A 15,591-nucleotide genomic window follows, 5' to 3' on the forward strand; every position below is an offset into this window, starting at 1 on the left:
GGGCGTTCGTAGGATCCTTGTGTGACCTCTCGCTCGACCGCGCCCGCCTGGGCAGCGGCTCTCGCCGGGCTGACCGCCGCGGCCGTGGCCGTCGGCGTCGGCCAGCTCGCGGCCGGCGTCATCGGCGGCGACTCCTCGCCCGTCGTGGCGGTCGGCAACGCGGCCGTCGACCTCTCGCCCGCCTGGCTCAAGAACTGGGCCATCGCGACGTTCGGCGAGAACGACAAGACGGTCCTCATCGGCGGCATCTTCGTGGTGATCGCCCTGCTGGCGGCCGGTTTCGGGGTGCTGGCCCGGATCCGGCTCGGCTACGGCCGGCTGGCCCTGCTGGCGTTCGGCGTCCTCGGCGCGTGGGCGGCGGCGACCCGGCCCGACGCGGGCATGATCGACGTGCTGCCCTCCCTGCTCGCCGCCTGGGCCGGAGCGGCCACGCTGTCCCGGATCTTCCGTCGGCTCGAACCGGTGGAGATCGCGGCACCGGCCGTCGGCGCGCGGGACGCCGCCGGAGAAGGGGCAGCCTCGGACCCGCCGTCCGCCCCGCTTGAGCAGCCGCCCGTCATGCTGGCCGGTGATCGGCTTCGGACCATCGACCGGCGAAAGCTCTTCACCGGGATCGCCACCGGCGCGGGGGTCGCCGCCGTCACCGGGGCGGCCGGGGTGTGGATCGGCGACCGCAACAACGTCTCCGCCGAGCGGGCGCAGGTCGCGGCCGAGTTGCCGAAACCGGCCAAGCCGCTGCCGCCGCTGCCCGCCGGGGTCGACTTCAAGGTGCCGAACCTGTCGCCGTTCGTCACCCCCAACCACGACTTCTACCGGGTCGACACCGCGCTCGCGCTGCCCAACGTCGACCCGAACACGTGGACGCTGAAGATCCACGGCATGGTCGACCGGCCCATCGAGCTCACCTTCGCCGAGCTGCTGAAACGCCCCATCGTCGAGGCCGACGTCACGCTCGCGTGCGTCTCCAACCCGGTCGGCGGCCCCTACGTCGGCAACGCCCGCTGGCTCGGCGTGGCCATGGCCGGGATCCTGCGCGAGGCCGGGATCAAGGCCGGCGCCGACATGCTGCTGTCGACCAGCGCCGACGGCTGGACCGCAGGCACCCCGGTCGAGGTCGTCATGGACGGCCGCGACGCCCTGTTCGCGTTCGCCATGAACGGCGAGCCGCTCCCGGTCTCCCACGGCTTCCCGGTCAGGCAGGTCGTGCCGGGCCTCTACGGCTACGTCTCGGCCACCAAGTGGGTCGTCGACGTCAAGCTCACCCGGTTCGACGAGGAGACGGCGTACTGGACCGACCGGGGCTGGGACGCCAAGGGGCCCATCAAGACGCAGTCGCGCATCGACACCCCGCGCAACAAGACCAAGCCGGGCCGCAACGTGATCGCCGGGGTCGCCTGGGCGCAGACCAAGGGCATCGCGAAGGTCGAGGTCAAGGTCGACGACGGGCCGTGGCAGGTGGCGAAGCTGGCCGAGGTGCCGGGCCTGGACACCTGGCGGCAGTGGTCGATCGAGGTCGACCTCGCGAGTGGCCTGCACAACCTGTCGTGCCGGGCCACCGACGAGACCGGCGAGACGCAGACCGATCGCGGCGCGCCGCCCGAGCCGAACGGCGCCACCGGTTACCACCAGGTTCTCATCGAGACCACCTAGACGGCAGGATTCGGGAAAGCCGGTCGCTCATCGGAGTCACCCCCTTACCATCGGTAACATCGAAGGGAAGGGGTCGATGGCCGAGCGTCAGTCCCGGTGGCGGTTGCCGACCGGCGTCTACAATCCCGTCGTCACCGGTGACGGGCGCAGGTGGCGTGACTACGAGAAGGCCGCCGAGACCCCCGCGCCGTCCCTCGATCCGTGGCCGTCCCAGCTGCCGGGCCGGTTGCCGCCGACGGGCGACGACTGGTTCGACCGGGCGACCCGGCCGCGCCCGCTGGAGGAGTCGCGGCCCTACGGGGTGCCGGGCGGGCTGGCGAGACCCGACCCGGAGGCGCAACGAGATCTCGCCGAGGCGTTGAGCAGCAGGTTCCCCGATCCGCGCGGCACCTGGATCCGGTTGATCAACGCCGAAGGGCCGACCGACGATCCGTTCCGGTCGACCAACGCCATCGACTGCGCCCTGTCGGTCATGTCGTCGTGGCACGGCGAACCCGTCGTGGCGGCGGCCCGGCAGCCCGAATACGACCGGGTCGGCAAACCCGTGCTCTCGGGGGAGGCGGGCGGGGTGGCCAGGGCCGAGCAGTGGCTCGGCCATCGTTTCGAGTACGTCGGGCAGGGCCGCCGCGCCTACGGGGTGGTGGCCGGGCGGTTGCGGTCGGCCGGGCACGGCGCCGCGACCGTGCTCATCACGCGCTGGCCCCAGGGGGGCAGCCACGCGTGGAACGCGGTGAACTCACTGGGGGAGGTGCTGTGGATCGACGCACAGCGGGGACACATGGCCATCGAGCCGCCGTACGAGAACGTGACGGGGGTCTTCTGCGTGGTCCTCGACCGCGCGGGGCAGCGGGTGTGAGCCCGGACACCGCCCGCGCGCTGGCCGAGGAGTGGTTCAACGGGGGGCGGGCCCGCTCGGCCGAGGTCGTCGTCTACGCCTTCGACGACGGGTTCGTGGCCTGGGTGCGCGACGACGAGCCCGACGACCCGAGCGTCCTGCCGTCGACCGTGGGGGGCGGCTGCATCGTCATCGACCGGCGTACCGGCGAGCTGGCCGTCCGCCCCCTGCTGGGGCCGGAGTTCGTGGCCGAGCAGTGGCCCGACCACGTGCCCCGTTAACTGGCCGCGAGCGATCCGACGATCGAGGCGTTGGCCGCGCGGCGGGCGGGCAGCACCGCCGCGAGCACCCCGGCCAGCGCCGACAGGACCAGGTAGAGCAATACCTGCCCGACCGGCACGACGAACACGGTGTCGTTCGGGATCGTCTGCAGCGCCGCCCATCCGAAGGCGACGCCGATGACGACGCCGACCAGCGCCCCGACCAGGCCCAGCACCAGCGCCTCGATCGAGAGCATGCCGCGCAGTTGCGGCCGGGTCAGGCCGAGGGCGCGCAGCAGCGCCGACTCGCGGGTGCGTTCGTGCACCGACAACGACAGGGTGTTGGCGATGCCGAGCAGCGAGATCAGGATCGCCAGCCCGAGCAGCGCGGCGAAGATCGTGAACATCATGTCGAAGGCGTCGTCGAACTCGCCGCGCACGTCGGCCGCGCTGACCAGCTGCGCGGTCGGGTAAGCGGTCAGCGCCGCCTCGACGGCCCGCCGGGAGACGTCGGCGGCGGTGCCGTCCTTGACCTTGACGTAGACGCGGACCGGGCCGATGGCGCCGAAGTACTTGTCGAAGTCGGCCGCCGGGACCGTGTAGGGCATGGTCCCGTTCAGGCTGTCCTGCCCGAGGAGGGCGGCCACCTTCACCTCGACCTTCCCGGCCTTGGTGGTGGTGAGGGGAACGTCGTCGCCCACCTTCGCGCCCAGATTCTTGGCCTGGGTCTCCGACAACGCCACGGTGCCGGTGGTCAGCGCGGCCAGGGAGCCCGAGACGACCTCCGGCCGGAACACGGCGCGGTCGGGCAGGCTGGCGATCTCGCCGGTGTCGTCCTGCCGCATCTCGGCGACCAGCCCGACCTCGGGCAGCGCGCGCAGCGTGGCGGGCACCTCGGCGGGCACCAAGGGCATGCCGTCCTCGCGGCCGTACTGGGCGGTGATCATGAAGTCGACGGGGAACTGCTCGTCGAGGCTGCTGACGACCGTCTCCCGGGTGCTGGCGGTGATCACCGAGATGAGGGTCATCAGGGTGACGCCGATGGTCAGCGCGACGGTCGTGGTGGCGGCCCGCTTCGGGTTGCGGCGGGAGTTGTCGACGGCCAGCCGTCCCGGCACGCCGAAGACCTTGCGCGGCACCCACCCGGCGAACGCGCCCAGCGGGCTCATCAGCACCGGCCCGATCACGATCACACCGAGGAAGAACACCGCGCCGCCGCCCATCGCGACCAGCAGCCCGGTGTTGCCGTCGAGCACCCAGATCGCCACGGCGGTGAGCGCGAGCCCGCCCGCCAGCAGCAGCCCGGCGCCGATCGAGCGGGCCAGCCCGGCGCGGAACGTCTGCTCCTCGACCTGGCTGCGCAGCGCCGCGATCGGCGCCACCCGGGTCGCCCCGCGGGCCGGCAGCACCGCCGCGACCACGGTCACCAGCAGCCCGACGACCAGCCCGAGCACGATCGTGCGCGGCGTCAGCGCGACGCTCGCCCCGGTCGGGACGGGCGCGTCGAAGCGGCCCAGCGCGGCGAGGCCCAGCGCCCCCAGCCCGAGCCCGACCAGCAGCCCCAGCACCGACGACACCAGCCCGACGACCGCCGACTCCAGCAGGATCGACCGGAACACCTGCCCTCGCGTCGCCCCGATGCAGCGCAGCAGCGCCATCTCCCGGGTCCGCTGCGCGACCAGGATGTTGAACGTGTTGTAGATGACCAGCGCCGCCACGAACATGGCCACACACCCGAACAGCAGCAGCACGAGCACCAGGTAGTCGAGCTCCACGTTGCTGTCGAGGGCCAGCTTCCTGGCCAGCTCCTCCCCGGTCTTGATCGTGTACGTCTGCCCGAGCGCCTCCGAGACGGTCTTCTTGAGCGTCTCGGGGGAGACCCCGGCCGAGGCGGCCAGGTCGATCTCGCGGTAGCCCTTCGCGCCGGTCATCTCCAGCGCGGTGGCGGTGTCGAACCCGACCGCGCCGGTGTAGGCGAGGTTCTGGTCGACGCCCACGTCGATGAGGCCGACCAGGGTGAACTGGCGGCGCTTCTCGGCCAGGTCGAGCACGGTGATGGTGTCGCCGACCGCGAACTGCCGCGTGCGCGCGGTGTTCTCGTCGAGCACCGCCTCGCCGGGGCCGCCCGGGGCCGTGCCGGCGACGTAGCTGGTCCGGTCGAGCGGCCCGGCGGCGACGGAGATCCCGCTGGTCGCGGTGCTGCCGGCGGCCCGGCCCGACTTGTCGAGCAGCGGCGCGGTGCCGCGTACGAGCCCCTGCGCGCCGGACACCCCGGGCAGGGCGGTGAGCTCGTCCAGCACCTTCGCCGGGATGAGCTCGTCCTTCGGGGTGACGGCGACCGCGACCTTGGCGGCGTCGGCCGTGAAGAGCTGGCGGAAACCCTGCTCGATGGTGTCGGTCAGCACGAACGTGCCCGCGATGAAGCCGACGCCGAGGGTGATGGCCAGCGAGGTGAGCAGCAGCCGGAGCCGGTGTGCCACCAGCCCGGCCAGCGTGGTGCGCAGCACGGCTCAGGCCTCCAGCTTCAGCAGCATGTCGTGCACGCTCTGCGGGGTCGGCTGGGTCACTTCGCTGACCAGCAGCCCGTCGCGGAGGAACACCACGCGGTCGGCGTAGGAGGCGGCGACCGGGTCGTGGGTGACCATCACGATGGTCTGGCCGAGTTCGCGTACCGACCGCCGCAGGAACGCCAGGACCTCGGCCCCGCTGCGGGAGTCGAGGTTGCCGGTGGGTTCGTCGGCGAAGATCACCTGGGGCTTGCTGATGAGGGCGCGGGCCACCGCCACCCGCTGCTGCTGGCCGCCCGAGAGCTGGCTCGGCTTGTGGGACAGGCGGTCGCGCAGCCCCACGGTCTCGACCACGCGGTCCATCAGGACCTGGTCGGCCTGCCGTCCGGCGATCTCCAGCGGCAGGCGGATGTTCTGCTCCGCGGTCAGGGTGGGCAGCAGGTTGAACGCCTGGAACACGAACCCGATGCGCTCGCGGCGCAGCAGCGTGAGCTGCTTGTCGGACAGGGTCGTGATGTCGGCGTCGCCGATGTGCACGTGCCCCGAGCTGACCGTGTCGAGCCCGGCCAGGCAGTGCATCAGGGTGGACTTGCCCGACCCCGACGGCCCCATGATCGCCGTGAACGCCCCGGTGGCGAAGCTCACGTCGATGCCGCGCAACGCGTGGACGGCGGCGTCGCCCTGGCCGTATGTCTTGCTGAGCCCCCGTGCCACGACGGCGGCGCGGACGTCGGTAGTCATCGTCATGGTCAGCAACGCTATTGACGCGCGCGTGACCTTTCTTCGGTCGCCCGGAGGGCTTTCGGCTGGTTCTCCGGTCGCCCCGGGGACCGGTGTCGCTACCGGGGAGGTAGCCGGGGGTCAGACTTTCGGCCGACCATGCCGGTCTCGTACGCGTAGACCACCACCTGCGCCCGGTCGCGCAGCTCCAGCTTGGCCAGGATCCGGCCCAGGTGGGTCTTCACGGTGGCCTCGGCGAGGGTGAGCCGGGTCGCGATCTCGGCGTTGGACAGCCCCCGCGCCACGTGGACGAGCACCTCGCGCTCGCGCGCGGTCAGGCTGTCGGGTTCGGGGGCGGTGGGCGCCTCGGGCAGGTAGGCGGAGACGAGGTCGAGCAGCCGCCGCGTGGTCGAGGGGGCCACCACGGCGTCGCCGTCGTGCACCGACCTGATGGCGCTCAGCAGGTCGGCCGGGGGCACGTCTTTCAGCAGGAAGCCCGACGCGCCGGACCTGATCGCCGCGAAGGCGTACTCGTCGAGGTCGAACGTGGTGAGGATGAGCACCTTGGGCGGGCTGGGCAGCGAGGTGATCAGCCGGGTGGCCTCGACCCCGTCCATGCGCGGCATCCGGACGTCCATCAGCACGACGTCGGCGGTCAGGCCGCCCTTGACCAGCTCGACGGCGGCGGCCCCGTCGGCGGCCTCGCCGGCCACCTCGATGTCGGGCTGCGCGCCCAGGACCATGCGGAAACCGGCCCTGACCAGTTCCTGGTCGTCGACCAGGATGACCCGGATCATCGCGGGCCCCCGGCCGGGATGCGCGCGACCACGAGGAAGCCGCCGCCGGGCTTGGGGGCGGCGTGCACGTCTCCGGCGTACATGGAGACCCGTTCGCGCATGCCGATGAGGCCGTGGCCGCCCTCGCCCGTGGCCGAGGCGGCGCCCCGGCCGTCGTCGGCGATGCGCAGCAGCACGTCGCGGGGGCCGTAGACGACCTGGACCGTGGCGCTCACCCCGGGCCCGCCGTGTTTGAGGGTGTTGGTCAGCGCCTCCTGGACGATCCGGTAGATCACCAGCTGTAGTCCTTCCGCGAGATGGTCGGGTGTGCCGTCCACCCGGATGTCCACCGGCAGCCCGGACGCGCGCACCTGGCGTACGAGGTCGTCGAGCTGGCCGAGCCCCGGCTGGGGCGCGTACTCCTCCGACTGCGCCTCGTCGTCGCGCAGCACCCCGACCAGCCGCCGCATCTCGGCCAGCGCCTGCCGCCCGGTCGCCGAGATCGCCTCGACCGCCCGTTTGGCCTGGTCGGGGTCGCTGTCGATGGCGAACCCGGCCCCGTCGGCCTGGACGACGATGACGCTGACGTTGTGGGCGACGACGTCGTGCAGCTCCCGCGCGATCCGGGCGCGCTCGGCGGCCGTGGCGATGAGCGCCTGCTGGTCGCGTTCCTTCTCGGCCCGTTCGGCGCGGTCGACCAGGTTGGCCACGAAGCGCCGGCGCATGTTGACGTAGATGCCGCCGATCCAGATGGCGATGACGAACACGGACGCGCTGACGAAGAGCTCAAGGTCGAGCTCGCCCCACGACTGCAGCACCATCGCGGTCCCGACCTCGGCGATGAGGCCGGCGCAGATCGCCCACGGCAGCGCACACGACGCGGCGACCGTGAACATGGCGATCAGCACGGCCTGGTTGGCCGGCAGGGCGCCGAGCCCGGTCACCCACTGCAGGAGGCTGACCGCCGAGATGAACGCCATGACGTGCAGCGGGAAGCGCCGCCGCCAGAACAGCGGCCCGACGAGCACCACCGAGAGCCCGAGCACCCCCCAGAGCCCGATGGCCCTGCCGCCGCCCATGTAGGAGCCGTTCGCGAACTCCGGGGCGCTCAGCAGGCAGTAGAACACCAGCGGCGACACCAGCAGCGCGTCTATCCACGCGGGGTGTCGCCGCCGAAGGGCGCGTAGCTTGCCGAGCACGCCTCAAGAGTACGTATGCGCAGTTCCCGGCACGGTCCGCCTAGCGGCGGATTCGGCCCTACGACCCAGGTCGCAGACCGGACGGTGCTTACGCGCCTCTTACGGCCGATAAGGCAGTATCAATCCCGGGAGCTGCATCCTTGGGGTGTTAAAGGGAGAAAAGATTCGCGATGACGGATCACGACGCCGGGTTGCGCGGCACTGAGGACACGAACACCGCGCCGCGCGACCCGGCCGACTCTCCGACCAGGGAGATCCCGGCCGTGACGCCTCCGGCCACCGGCGCCTTCGCCTCTCATGGCACCGACTCCGTCGTCCCCGACCCGGCCCGCGCGGGCGCTTTCGGCGCGCCCCCGCACGTCGCCGAACCTGCCGGCCCGGATCCGGTCCCGGCCGCCGCCGCTTCACCCGGCACGGGCGCCTTCGCCTCGCCCCCGCCGCCCCGTTATCGCTTCGGCGGCTCCGCCGCCGCGAAGAAGGCGCCCGCCGGATACGCCTTCGGACCCGGCGGGGCCGGCTGGGACGCCCCCGGGTGGCGTACCGTCTCCGCTTCCGAACCGGCCCCCCGCCGCCGGTTCGGCGTGTTCGCCCTGCTGGCCGCGGGCCTGGTGGGCGTCGTCATCGGCGCCCTCCTGGTGGTCGCGGTCGATCCGCCGTGGCGCGACGAGCGGCCCAGGTTCGGGGTGGTCGTCGACCAGCCCGGCCCGCGGCAGAACGTCCCCCGGTTCTGCGAGCGGACCGACACCGGTTTCCGCTGCGAGTTCCCCCGCTCGTAAGGCGCTCAGGCGGCCACGCCCGCGCGCACCTGACGCAGCGCGCCCGCCCACGACTCGAGCTGGTCGAACAGGGTGTCGGCCGAGGCGTCGTGGATCTGCGACGGCTGGAAGCGGGTGAAGTTCTCGAAGTCGTGGAACAGCGAGAACGACACCTGCTGCCGCACGTGGGCGACCTGGAGCTCGCTGAGCATCGCGCGCAGGTGCTCGATGGCGCGGGCGCCGCCGAGGGAGCCGTAGGAGACGAAGCCGGCGGCCTTGTTGTTCCACTCCTTGTAGAGGTAGTCGATGGCGTTCTTGAGCACGCCCGAGGTCGAGTGGTTGTACTCGGGGGTGACGAAGACGAAGCCGTCGTAGGCGTCGATGGTGGCCGCCCACGCCTTGGTGTGGTCGCCGCCGTAGTTGCCGAAGCTGGGCGGGTAGGCCTCGTCGAGGTGGGGGAGCGGGTGGTCGGCCAGGTCGACGAGCTCGTAGTCGGCGCCGGTGCGCTCCTTGGCGCGCGTCATGACCCAGTCGGCCACGGCCTTGCCGTTGCGGCCGGGGCGGGTGCTGCCGAGGATCACGGCGATCTTCAGCTTGCTCATCTCGTACTCCTCATAAGTTGAAGATTCAACGAGTGGAGACTAGACCCGAATGACATGAACGTTCAAGTCATAGCCTAGACTGTGAGTATGACCACATCAGACGAGGTGCGCTGGCTGAGCAGCGGCCAGCTGGCGGCCTGGCGGTCGTTCAGTCTCATGCTGGCCCGGTTGCCCGCCGCCCTGGAGCAGCAGCTCCAGCGAGACGGCGGGCTCAACTTCGTCGAATACCACGTGCTGGCCGGGCTCTCCGACGCCCCCGACCGGACCATGCGCATGAGCGGCCTGGCCGTGCTGGTCAACTCGGAGCTGTCGCGGCTGTCCCACCTGATGCGGCGGCTGGAGAAGCGCGGCCTCGTCAGGCGCGAGCCCGACCCGTGCGACGGGCGGTTCACCAACGCGATCCTGACCGACGAGGGCCACGCCCACCTCGTGAGGCTGGCTCCCGACCACGTCGCCACGGTGCGGAAGCTGGTGATCGACGCCCTCGACGAGAGCCGGCTGGCCTCCCTGCGCGGGTGTTCCGAAGACATCCTCCGGGCCATCGACGTCTGCGACGCCGAGTAAACCCATCTGTTTCCCGCGCAGTAGACTGGTGGCCATGGCAGAGACGATCCCCTCCGACGACGTACGCGACCGCGTCCTGACCAGCGCCCGGCGGCTGTTCAACGGCCGGGGCATCAACGTGACCGGGGTCGACCTGCTGTCGGAGACGGCCGGGGTCTCCAAGCGCAGCCTCTACCAGCGCTTCCGCACCAAGGACGACCTGATCGAGGCCTATCTGGCCGAGGAGATGGGCTGCGTCCTGGCCGACCTGCTGCCTCCGGCCGACGCCGGGTTGTCTCCGGCCGGGCGCATCATGGCGGTGTTCGAGACGGCCCGCCGGTTGTCGGAGGTCGACGACTATCCGGGGTGCCCGGTCCTCAACGCGGCGGCCGAGATCCGCGACCCGGCGCATCCGGTGCGGGTGGCCGCGGTGACGTACAAGAAGCGCATGCAGGCCCACTTCGAGGCGGAGGCCGCGCTGGCCGGGGCCGCCGACCCCGGCCAGTTGGGCGAGCAGCTGATGATGTTGTTCGACGGCGCGATGACCTACGCGTCGGTCCGCAAGGTGCCCATGCCCGCGAGCCTGCTGACCGCCGTGCGGACCCTGCTCGACGCTCAGCTCCCGTAGAGCGCGCTGGGGTCGAGCGACAGCGCCGACTTGACCTGCCGGGCCGTCCCGTCGACGAGCACCTCCATGGCGCCGCTCTCGATGCCGTCGAACGCCTCGCGGGCGACCTCGGCCGGCGGCACCTTCCCGTCGGCGATGTGCGCGGCCATGTCGGTGTCGACGTAGCCGACGTGGAGGCTGGTCACGCCGACCTTGGGCGACAACTCCAGGCGCAGCCCGTTGGCCAGCATCCATGAGGCGGCCTTCGTGGCGGCGTAGGAGGAGGTGCCCGGGACGACGGCCCACGACAGCGCGGAGTTGACGATCAGCAGGTGACCCTCCCGGGCGGTCAGGGTGGGCGCGAAGGCGCGGCTGACCTGCAACGGCCCGAAGTAGTTGACCTCCATCTCCCGGCGGATCGTCTCAAGGTCGTCGGTCACGATCGAGGTGCCGAGCGTGACGCCGGCGTTGTTGACGACGACGTCGACGTCGGTGAGCCGCTCCGCGAGCTCGGCGATCGCGGCGGCGTCGGTGATGTCGAGTTTGACGGGCACGGCGCCGGGCGTGGTGACGGTCTGCGGGTCGCGCGCGGCGGCGTAGACCTTGGCCGCCCCGCGCGCGAGCGCCTCTTCGACGAGGGACTTCCCGATGCCCCGGTTGGCACCGGTGACCAGCACGGTCGCGTCTTGGATCTTCATGGGGAACCTCCGGTAAACAGACCTGTTTCCAGCAGCGTAAACCGATCTGTTTACCGGGGGCAAATCGTGGCCGGTCAGCTCGTGGTGAGCACCGGCCCGCCGGGCCGGGTGTCGGCCAGCACCCACAGGCGGGAGGTGCCGGCCTCCACGGCGAGGGTGTCCCACCCTTCGTGGTGGACGCCGCCCTCACCGGCGCCCGGGACCTCCAGGACCGTCCACGCGATGGAGTCGGGCGAGGTGCCGATGACCACGGGCCGGGGCTGGGCTTCCCAGTCCGGGGCCAGGGCGAGGCCGGAGATCCAGACCGTGCCGGCGTCGTCGCGCACGATGGAGCTCAGCCCGACGACCTCGGGCGGCAGCGGGACCGGGGTCCACGTCGCGCCGTCGTAGCGGTGCAGCAGCGGCTCGGTCGGGCGGGGCTCGCCGCGGGTGTAGTTCGTCCCCACGACCCAGACGTCGTCGGCGGTACGCGGCAGCACGTCCTCCAGGATCGCGCCCTCGCTGAACGGAGTCGGGTAGGGGACGTTCTCCCAGGTCGTGCCGGTGAAACGGGCGACGGCCGGGGCGGAGTCGTCGTCGCCGACCGCCCAGGCCTCGCCGCCCCGGGCCCGGACCGCCAGCACCTTCTGCATCGGCATGGCGTAGGGGGCCCAGGCCGTGCCTTCGCGCCGCCAGATGACGCCCGTGCGGGGGTCGCCCGGCAACCACACCCCCGCCGAGGTCTGCTCCGGGGCCGCCGACCGCAGCCCGGCCGGGGCGGCGACCTGGGTGAACGCGCCGTTGACGTACTGCGCGACGTAGGCGGCGCCGTCCTTGGCGCCGCCGATCCAGACGCCGTCGGCGGTGGCGCTCACGCTGCGCAGCACGCCCCGGCTGGAGAAGTTCGGGATGGTGAACCCGGCCCACCGGTGGCCGTTCCATCGATGGACGACCGGGTTGCCCGGATATCCCGGCTTGAGCGCCTGGTAGCCGACGATCCAGGTCTGGTTCGGGGCGGGCGCGGCGACGTCCATCAGCTCGGCCTCGGCGCGGAGGGCGGGGAGGGCATGGGCGTGCAGGACCGGGTCGGCGGCGAGCGCGGGCGAGGGGGTCATGGCGGCGGCGGCGAGCCCGAGGGCCGCCGCGATCCGGGCTGAGGGTTTCATGGGGCCAGCTTCTCCGCTTTTCTGTTGATATTTGCAGGAATGACTTATGTCGGATATTGACGGTCAATAGGTAAAGTGCAGTTCGCTGTCCCGCTAAGATCGCTTCCTGTGCTTTTATGGCGGATTTTCAGAATTTGCATAGTCGGTTTGGTTCTGGTGCTGGCGGCCGTGGGTCTGGCGTCCAGTGACGCCCTGCTCTGGACGGCCGCCGAATGGACGACGGCGCCCGATCTGGAACTGGATTTCATCGCCCCGGACAGGTTCGACGTACTGACCAAAGCCGTGTTGATCGTGGCCGCCGTGGTGAAGGCCGCGCTTCTGTGGCTGATCCTGCGACCACTCATGCCGGGCCTGTTGAACGACAGGGAGAGGGCGCTGCGGTGGCTGCTGTACGCGGCGGTGGCCTACAGCCTCGTGTTGTGGTTCCCGCTAATGTGGCTGCCCGACGAGGTCGACCTGACGCTCAGCCTCGTGTTGTGGGGCACGATCGACGTGCTCTACCTGCTCGTCATCCGCTGGCGGGCGCGCCCGCTCCGCGCGGCGGCCGGGGTGATGTTCGCGGTCACGCTGGCCGCGAGCGCCAACGACCTGCTCGACGAACTCGACCTGCTCGACGTCGAACCGGGCGCCGTCGGCGCGCTGGTCGTGATGGTGTGCGGAGTGGCCGCGACCGTTCTGACGATCATCGGGCAACACCGCGACGGCCGGTGGAGCCGCGGCACGCTGATCCTCGGCTGGTCGTCGCTGAGCGTCTACGTGCTGGTCTATCCGCTGGCCTTCGTCTCCGAGTCGGACGTCTTCTCCGGCCCGTCCTTCGTCCCGCAGATCGTCATGGACGCGGCGGCGCTCGTCCACACCGTGTGGCTGGCCGCGACCGCCCGCGAGATGCCCTCCAGCGGCCTCCCCGCCGAGCCGCTCTCGCCCGGCCGGCGGCGGGCGGCCCGCCTCGCGGTGGCGGCCGTCACCGTGTTGCCCCTCGTCGTGCTGATCCGGCCGGAGTCGGACCCGCGCACCACCTTCAGCGGCTGGTCGATCGGCTGCGACGAGTGGGACGGCAACTTCGGCGACCTGAAACCCGAGGAACGCGACGACGTGTTCGTGTGCCGGGCCCGCAGCGAGATGGGCGGCGTCCCGCCCATGTTCCCCCACACCACCTCCGACCAGCAGATCCTCGGCTACGGGCGGGCGTTGTGCCACGCGAAGGACCGCGAGGAGCAGGAGGCGCTGCTGAGGGAGGCCGGGAGCGAACGCGCCTCGTGGGGAGTGGACTCGAGAGACCTCGTCTACGTCTGCCCCGAGATCGTCGGCGCGACCCAGCCCGAACTGCTGCGCACGTCCGAAGAGGCGGAGGCGGCGAGCAGGGCCTACATCGCCGAGCTGAACGCCAGGTGCCGCGACCCCTGGCCCCGGACGAAGGGCGTCGTCCAGGCCACGGCCAACTACTCCCTGTTCGCCGACGGCGACTACGGCTACTTCGTCCACGACCCGGAGGACGAGGCCGGCGACACCCGGGCCGACCAGGCGGTCGAGCGGCTCTACGACGACAACACGCAGGTCGGCGTGGCCGGCAGCGCCGTGCTCGTCGGACACCTGGAGGACGTCATCGACCTCTGCCTGACCGTGAAGGCGTTCCGCACCGCGCCCCCACTGCGGCTGGCCGGCTGGGACCAGGTCACCGAGGTGCCGATCACCACCCCGACCGGCAACCTCACCGTGCCGGAGGCGGACGGGGGCGACGTGGGCGCGAACGCCCCGATGCCGAACCTGGCGATCGAGGGCAAGGGGCGCTACCGGCTGCGCGTGTACGTGCGGCTCGCCGAAGAGGAGGAACACCTCGTCGTGGTCTTCCCGGGCACCTCGAAGAAGCGGCTGAAGCTGAAGACGTGGGAGTACGCCAGTGAGTGAACCGGTTCTGCTCCGGCGCGTGGAGGACGACGTCCCCGTCTCCTACGGCCGCTTCCAGCTCCTGGACGGGACGGGCCTCTGGGACGAGCCCGAACCCGCCCTGCTCACGACCGGCACCGAGGGGACGGCCCTCGGCCAGCTGGACGTCGCCAGTCCGGCACATGCCTACCGGGCGACCGTGCGCATGGAAGCCTGGGACGGCCAGCCTCCCCCGCCGGAGGGGCCGTGGACGGCGGCCGGTCAGCTCGTCTACCTCAGCCCCAGCGGGACCGTCTCCGCCTACGGCCCGAGCCACGACCGGTCGCCGCAGATGCTGCTCCTCGGCCCGCCCCTGTTCGCCTACGGTCTGCGCGCCTACGTGGGACCGGTCAGAACCGAGCCCGCCGCGTGGGACGCGGACGTCCTGGAACCGGTCGAGGAACCCTGGCTGCTGCGCTTCTGGCCCCTGGCCGACACCGCCTCCGCCGCAATTCACGACGACGTCCTGGGCAGGATGCGCGAGCGCCGCCCGGACCTCACCTCGGTCGTGGACGGACGGGAGGAGTGGCCCGCCTTCCACCCGCCCGCCACTCTCGAACCGCCCAAGCTGATCAGATCCGTCGCTCCACCACGCGAGCTGCGACGTATCCCCACCGCCGAGTTCAGCGGCCGCATCGGACACCACCTGGAGGGTGTCGCCTCCGGCCGGAGAGTCGACGACGTCCTGGGCGACCTCGCCTACACGATGCTGGGGAACCTGCCCCACAACGTTCGCGACTGGTCGGAGCAGAGGCTCGCCGACTACGCCGCCGTGCTCCACGTCAGCCGCCGTATCGGCAGGGAACTCAACCCCCATGGCGCTCCGACGCTGCGGTTACCGGCGTCCGACGTCAGCACCGCCCTGCTCGGCCCCCACCCCGGCGTCAGTGGCCGGGCCTGGACGTGGGCCCGCGACGAGCACGCCCATCCGGAGGTCCTGTCGGTCGACCGCCAGGTGATCGCCCGCAACCGGATCCGCCGGAACACGCTCCTGACGGGCATCGTCACCATCCTCAGAAACGAGAACGACTTCGTCGAGGTGCGCGCCGCCACCGGCCCGGAAGCCGCCCGGGTAACAGAGGTGGAAACCACCCAATCCTGATTGGCGCACAGATTCTTATGCGGGGGACGTCGGGCCAGTCGCATTCCCGTCTTTTTCCGCCTACACCCATGTTCGGAGTCGAGGGTTCCCAGAAGCGCGGGGGTCAGGAGCCGCGGCGACGCCAGGGTGCGTGAGCCTTTCGTAGGGAAGGTCGGGGAAGTCGTCCTCGGTAAACGACGAAGAACGTGACAGCTGCCCTGCACCAGAAGGTCGCGTACGTCCCCAGCAGGGGCAGTGATCCCAGTCTTTGGTACCGCGTGGGGGTACCA

Annotated in this window: 15 protein-coding genes; 8 read left to right on the forward strand and 7 right to left on the reverse strand. The window is 71.4% G+C overall.

The window, feature by feature from the left end; genetic code table 11:
* The first annotated feature begins 21 nt into the window (after positions 1-21).
* The 3 genes from AW271_RS12045 (at position 22) to AW271_RS12055 (ending at position 2,766) form a co-directional block, all read left to right on the forward strand.
* On the forward strand, positions 22-1,650 hold the full coding sequence (locus tag AW271_RS12045) for a molybdopterin-dependent oxidoreductase (RefSeq protein ID WP_062335944.1): 1,629 nt from the start codon (positions 22-24) through the stop codon (positions 1,648-1,650).
* 76 nt (positions 1,651-1,726) lie between these two features.
* Positions 1,727-2,506, forward strand: a complete 780-nt coding sequence (locus AW271_RS12050; protein WP_062335946.1) for a toxin glutamine deamidase domain-containing protein — start codon at positions 1,727-1,729, stop codon at positions 2,504-2,506.
* Positions 2,503-2,766 carry an SUKH-4 family immunity protein gene (locus AW271_RS12055; protein WP_062335948.1) on the forward strand — a complete coding sequence of 88 codons (264 nt, stop codon included), beginning with the start codon at positions 2,503-2,505 and terminating at the stop codon, positions 2,764-2,766. The genes AW271_RS12050 and AW271_RS12055 overlap by 4 nt, the downstream gene beginning before the upstream one ends.
* On the opposite strand, the gene AW271_RS12060 is transcribed toward AW271_RS12055, so the two are convergent.
* The 4 genes from AW271_RS12060 to AW271_RS12075 all read right to left on the reverse strand — a co-directional run bounded on the left by AW271_RS12060 (position 2,763) and on the right by AW271_RS12075 (position 7,947).
* Positions 2,763-5,252 carry an ABC transporter permease gene (locus AW271_RS12060; RefSeq protein ID WP_062335951.1) on the reverse strand — a complete coding sequence of 830 codons (2,490 nt, stop codon included), beginning with the start codon at positions 5,250-5,252 and terminating at the stop codon, positions 2,763-2,765. The two genes, AW271_RS12055 and AW271_RS12060, sit on opposite strands and share 4 nt — an antisense overlap.
* A 3-nt stretch (positions 5,253-5,255) precedes the next feature.
* The gene (locus tag AW271_RS12065) at positions 5,256-5,999 is read right to left on the reverse strand and encodes an ABC transporter ATP-binding protein (protein ID WP_062335953.1); all 744 of its coding nucleotides are present in this window, start codon (positions 5,997-5,999) and stop codon (positions 5,256-5,258) included.
* 92 nt (positions 6,000-6,091) lie between these two features.
* Complete coding sequence (locus tag AW271_RS12070; RefSeq protein WP_062335955.1) at positions 6,092-6,769, reverse strand: response regulator transcription factor; 678 nt, start codon at positions 6,767-6,769, stop codon at positions 6,092-6,094.
* A complete protein-coding gene (locus tag AW271_RS12075; protein ID WP_062335957.1) occupies positions 6,766-7,947 on the reverse strand; it encodes a sensor histidine kinase in 1,182 nt (393 codons plus the stop codon). Before AW271_RS12075 ends, AW271_RS12070 begins: the two co-directional genes overlap by 4 nt.
* 170 nt (positions 7,948-8,117) lie before the next feature.
* Here AW271_RS12075 and AW271_RS12080 point away from each other — a divergent pair, with 170 nt between their 5' ends.
* On the forward strand, positions 8,118-8,723 hold the full coding sequence (locus tag AW271_RS12080) for a hypothetical protein (protein ID WP_062335959.1): 606 nt from the start codon (positions 8,118-8,120) through the stop codon (positions 8,721-8,723).
* A gap of 5 nt (positions 8,724-8,728) precedes the next feature.
* On the opposite strand, the gene AW271_RS12085 is transcribed toward AW271_RS12080, so the two are convergent.
* Entirely contained in the window at positions 8,729-9,304 is a 576-nt protein-coding gene (locus AW271_RS12085; protein WP_062335961.1) for an NADPH-dependent FMN reductase, read from the reverse strand.
* Between the two features lie 87 nt (positions 9,305-9,391).
* Here AW271_RS12085 and AW271_RS12090 point away from each other — a divergent pair, with 87 nt between their 5' ends.
* Together AW271_RS12090 and AW271_RS12095 are read left to right on the forward strand one after the other, a co-directional pair.
* Complete coding sequence (locus AW271_RS12090) at positions 9,392-9,868, forward strand: MarR family winged helix-turn-helix transcriptional regulator (RefSeq protein ID WP_062335963.1); 477 nt, start codon at positions 9,392-9,394, stop codon at positions 9,866-9,868.
* 34 nt (positions 9,869-9,902) lie between these two features.
* Positions 9,903-10,475, forward strand: coding sequence for a TetR/AcrR family transcriptional regulator (locus tag AW271_RS12095; protein WP_062335965.1), 573 nt, complete (start codon positions 9,903-9,905; stop codon positions 10,473-10,475).
* Here AW271_RS12095 and AW271_RS12100 read toward each other — a convergent pair.
* Positions 10,463-11,152, reverse strand: a complete 690-nt coding sequence (locus tag AW271_RS12100; RefSeq protein WP_062335967.1) for an SDR family oxidoreductase — start codon at positions 11,150-11,152, stop codon at positions 10,463-10,465. The two genes, AW271_RS12095 and AW271_RS12100, sit on opposite strands and share 13 nt — an antisense overlap.
* A gap of 74 nt (positions 11,153-11,226) precedes the next feature.
* Positions 11,227-12,297 (reverse strand): beta propeller repeat protein, encoded by a 1,071-nt coding sequence (locus tag AW271_RS12105; RefSeq protein ID WP_062335969.1) that lies wholly within the window; start codon positions 12,295-12,297, stop codon positions 11,227-11,229.
* 147 nt (positions 12,298-12,444) lie between these two features.
* On the opposite strand from AW271_RS12105, the gene AW271_RS12110 reads away from it, so the two are divergent.
* Positions 12,445-14,202 carry a DUF2339 domain-containing protein gene (locus AW271_RS12110; RefSeq protein ID WP_157554035.1) on the forward strand — a complete coding sequence of 586 codons (1,758 nt, stop codon included), beginning with the start codon at positions 12,445-12,447 and terminating at the stop codon, positions 14,200-14,202.
* Complete coding sequence (locus tag AW271_RS12115; RefSeq protein WP_062335973.1) at positions 14,195-15,322, forward strand: hypothetical protein; 1,128 nt, start codon at positions 14,195-14,197, stop codon at positions 15,320-15,322. The genes AW271_RS12110 and AW271_RS12115 overlap by 8 nt, the downstream gene beginning before the upstream one ends.
* The last annotated feature ends 269 nt before the right edge of the window (positions 15,323-15,591 follow it).

The organism is Herbidospora sakaeratensis (assembly GCF_001570525.1).
Classification (GTDB): domain Bacteria; phylum Actinomycetota; class Actinomycetes; order Streptosporangiales; family Streptosporangiaceae; genus Herbidospora; species Herbidospora sakaeratensis.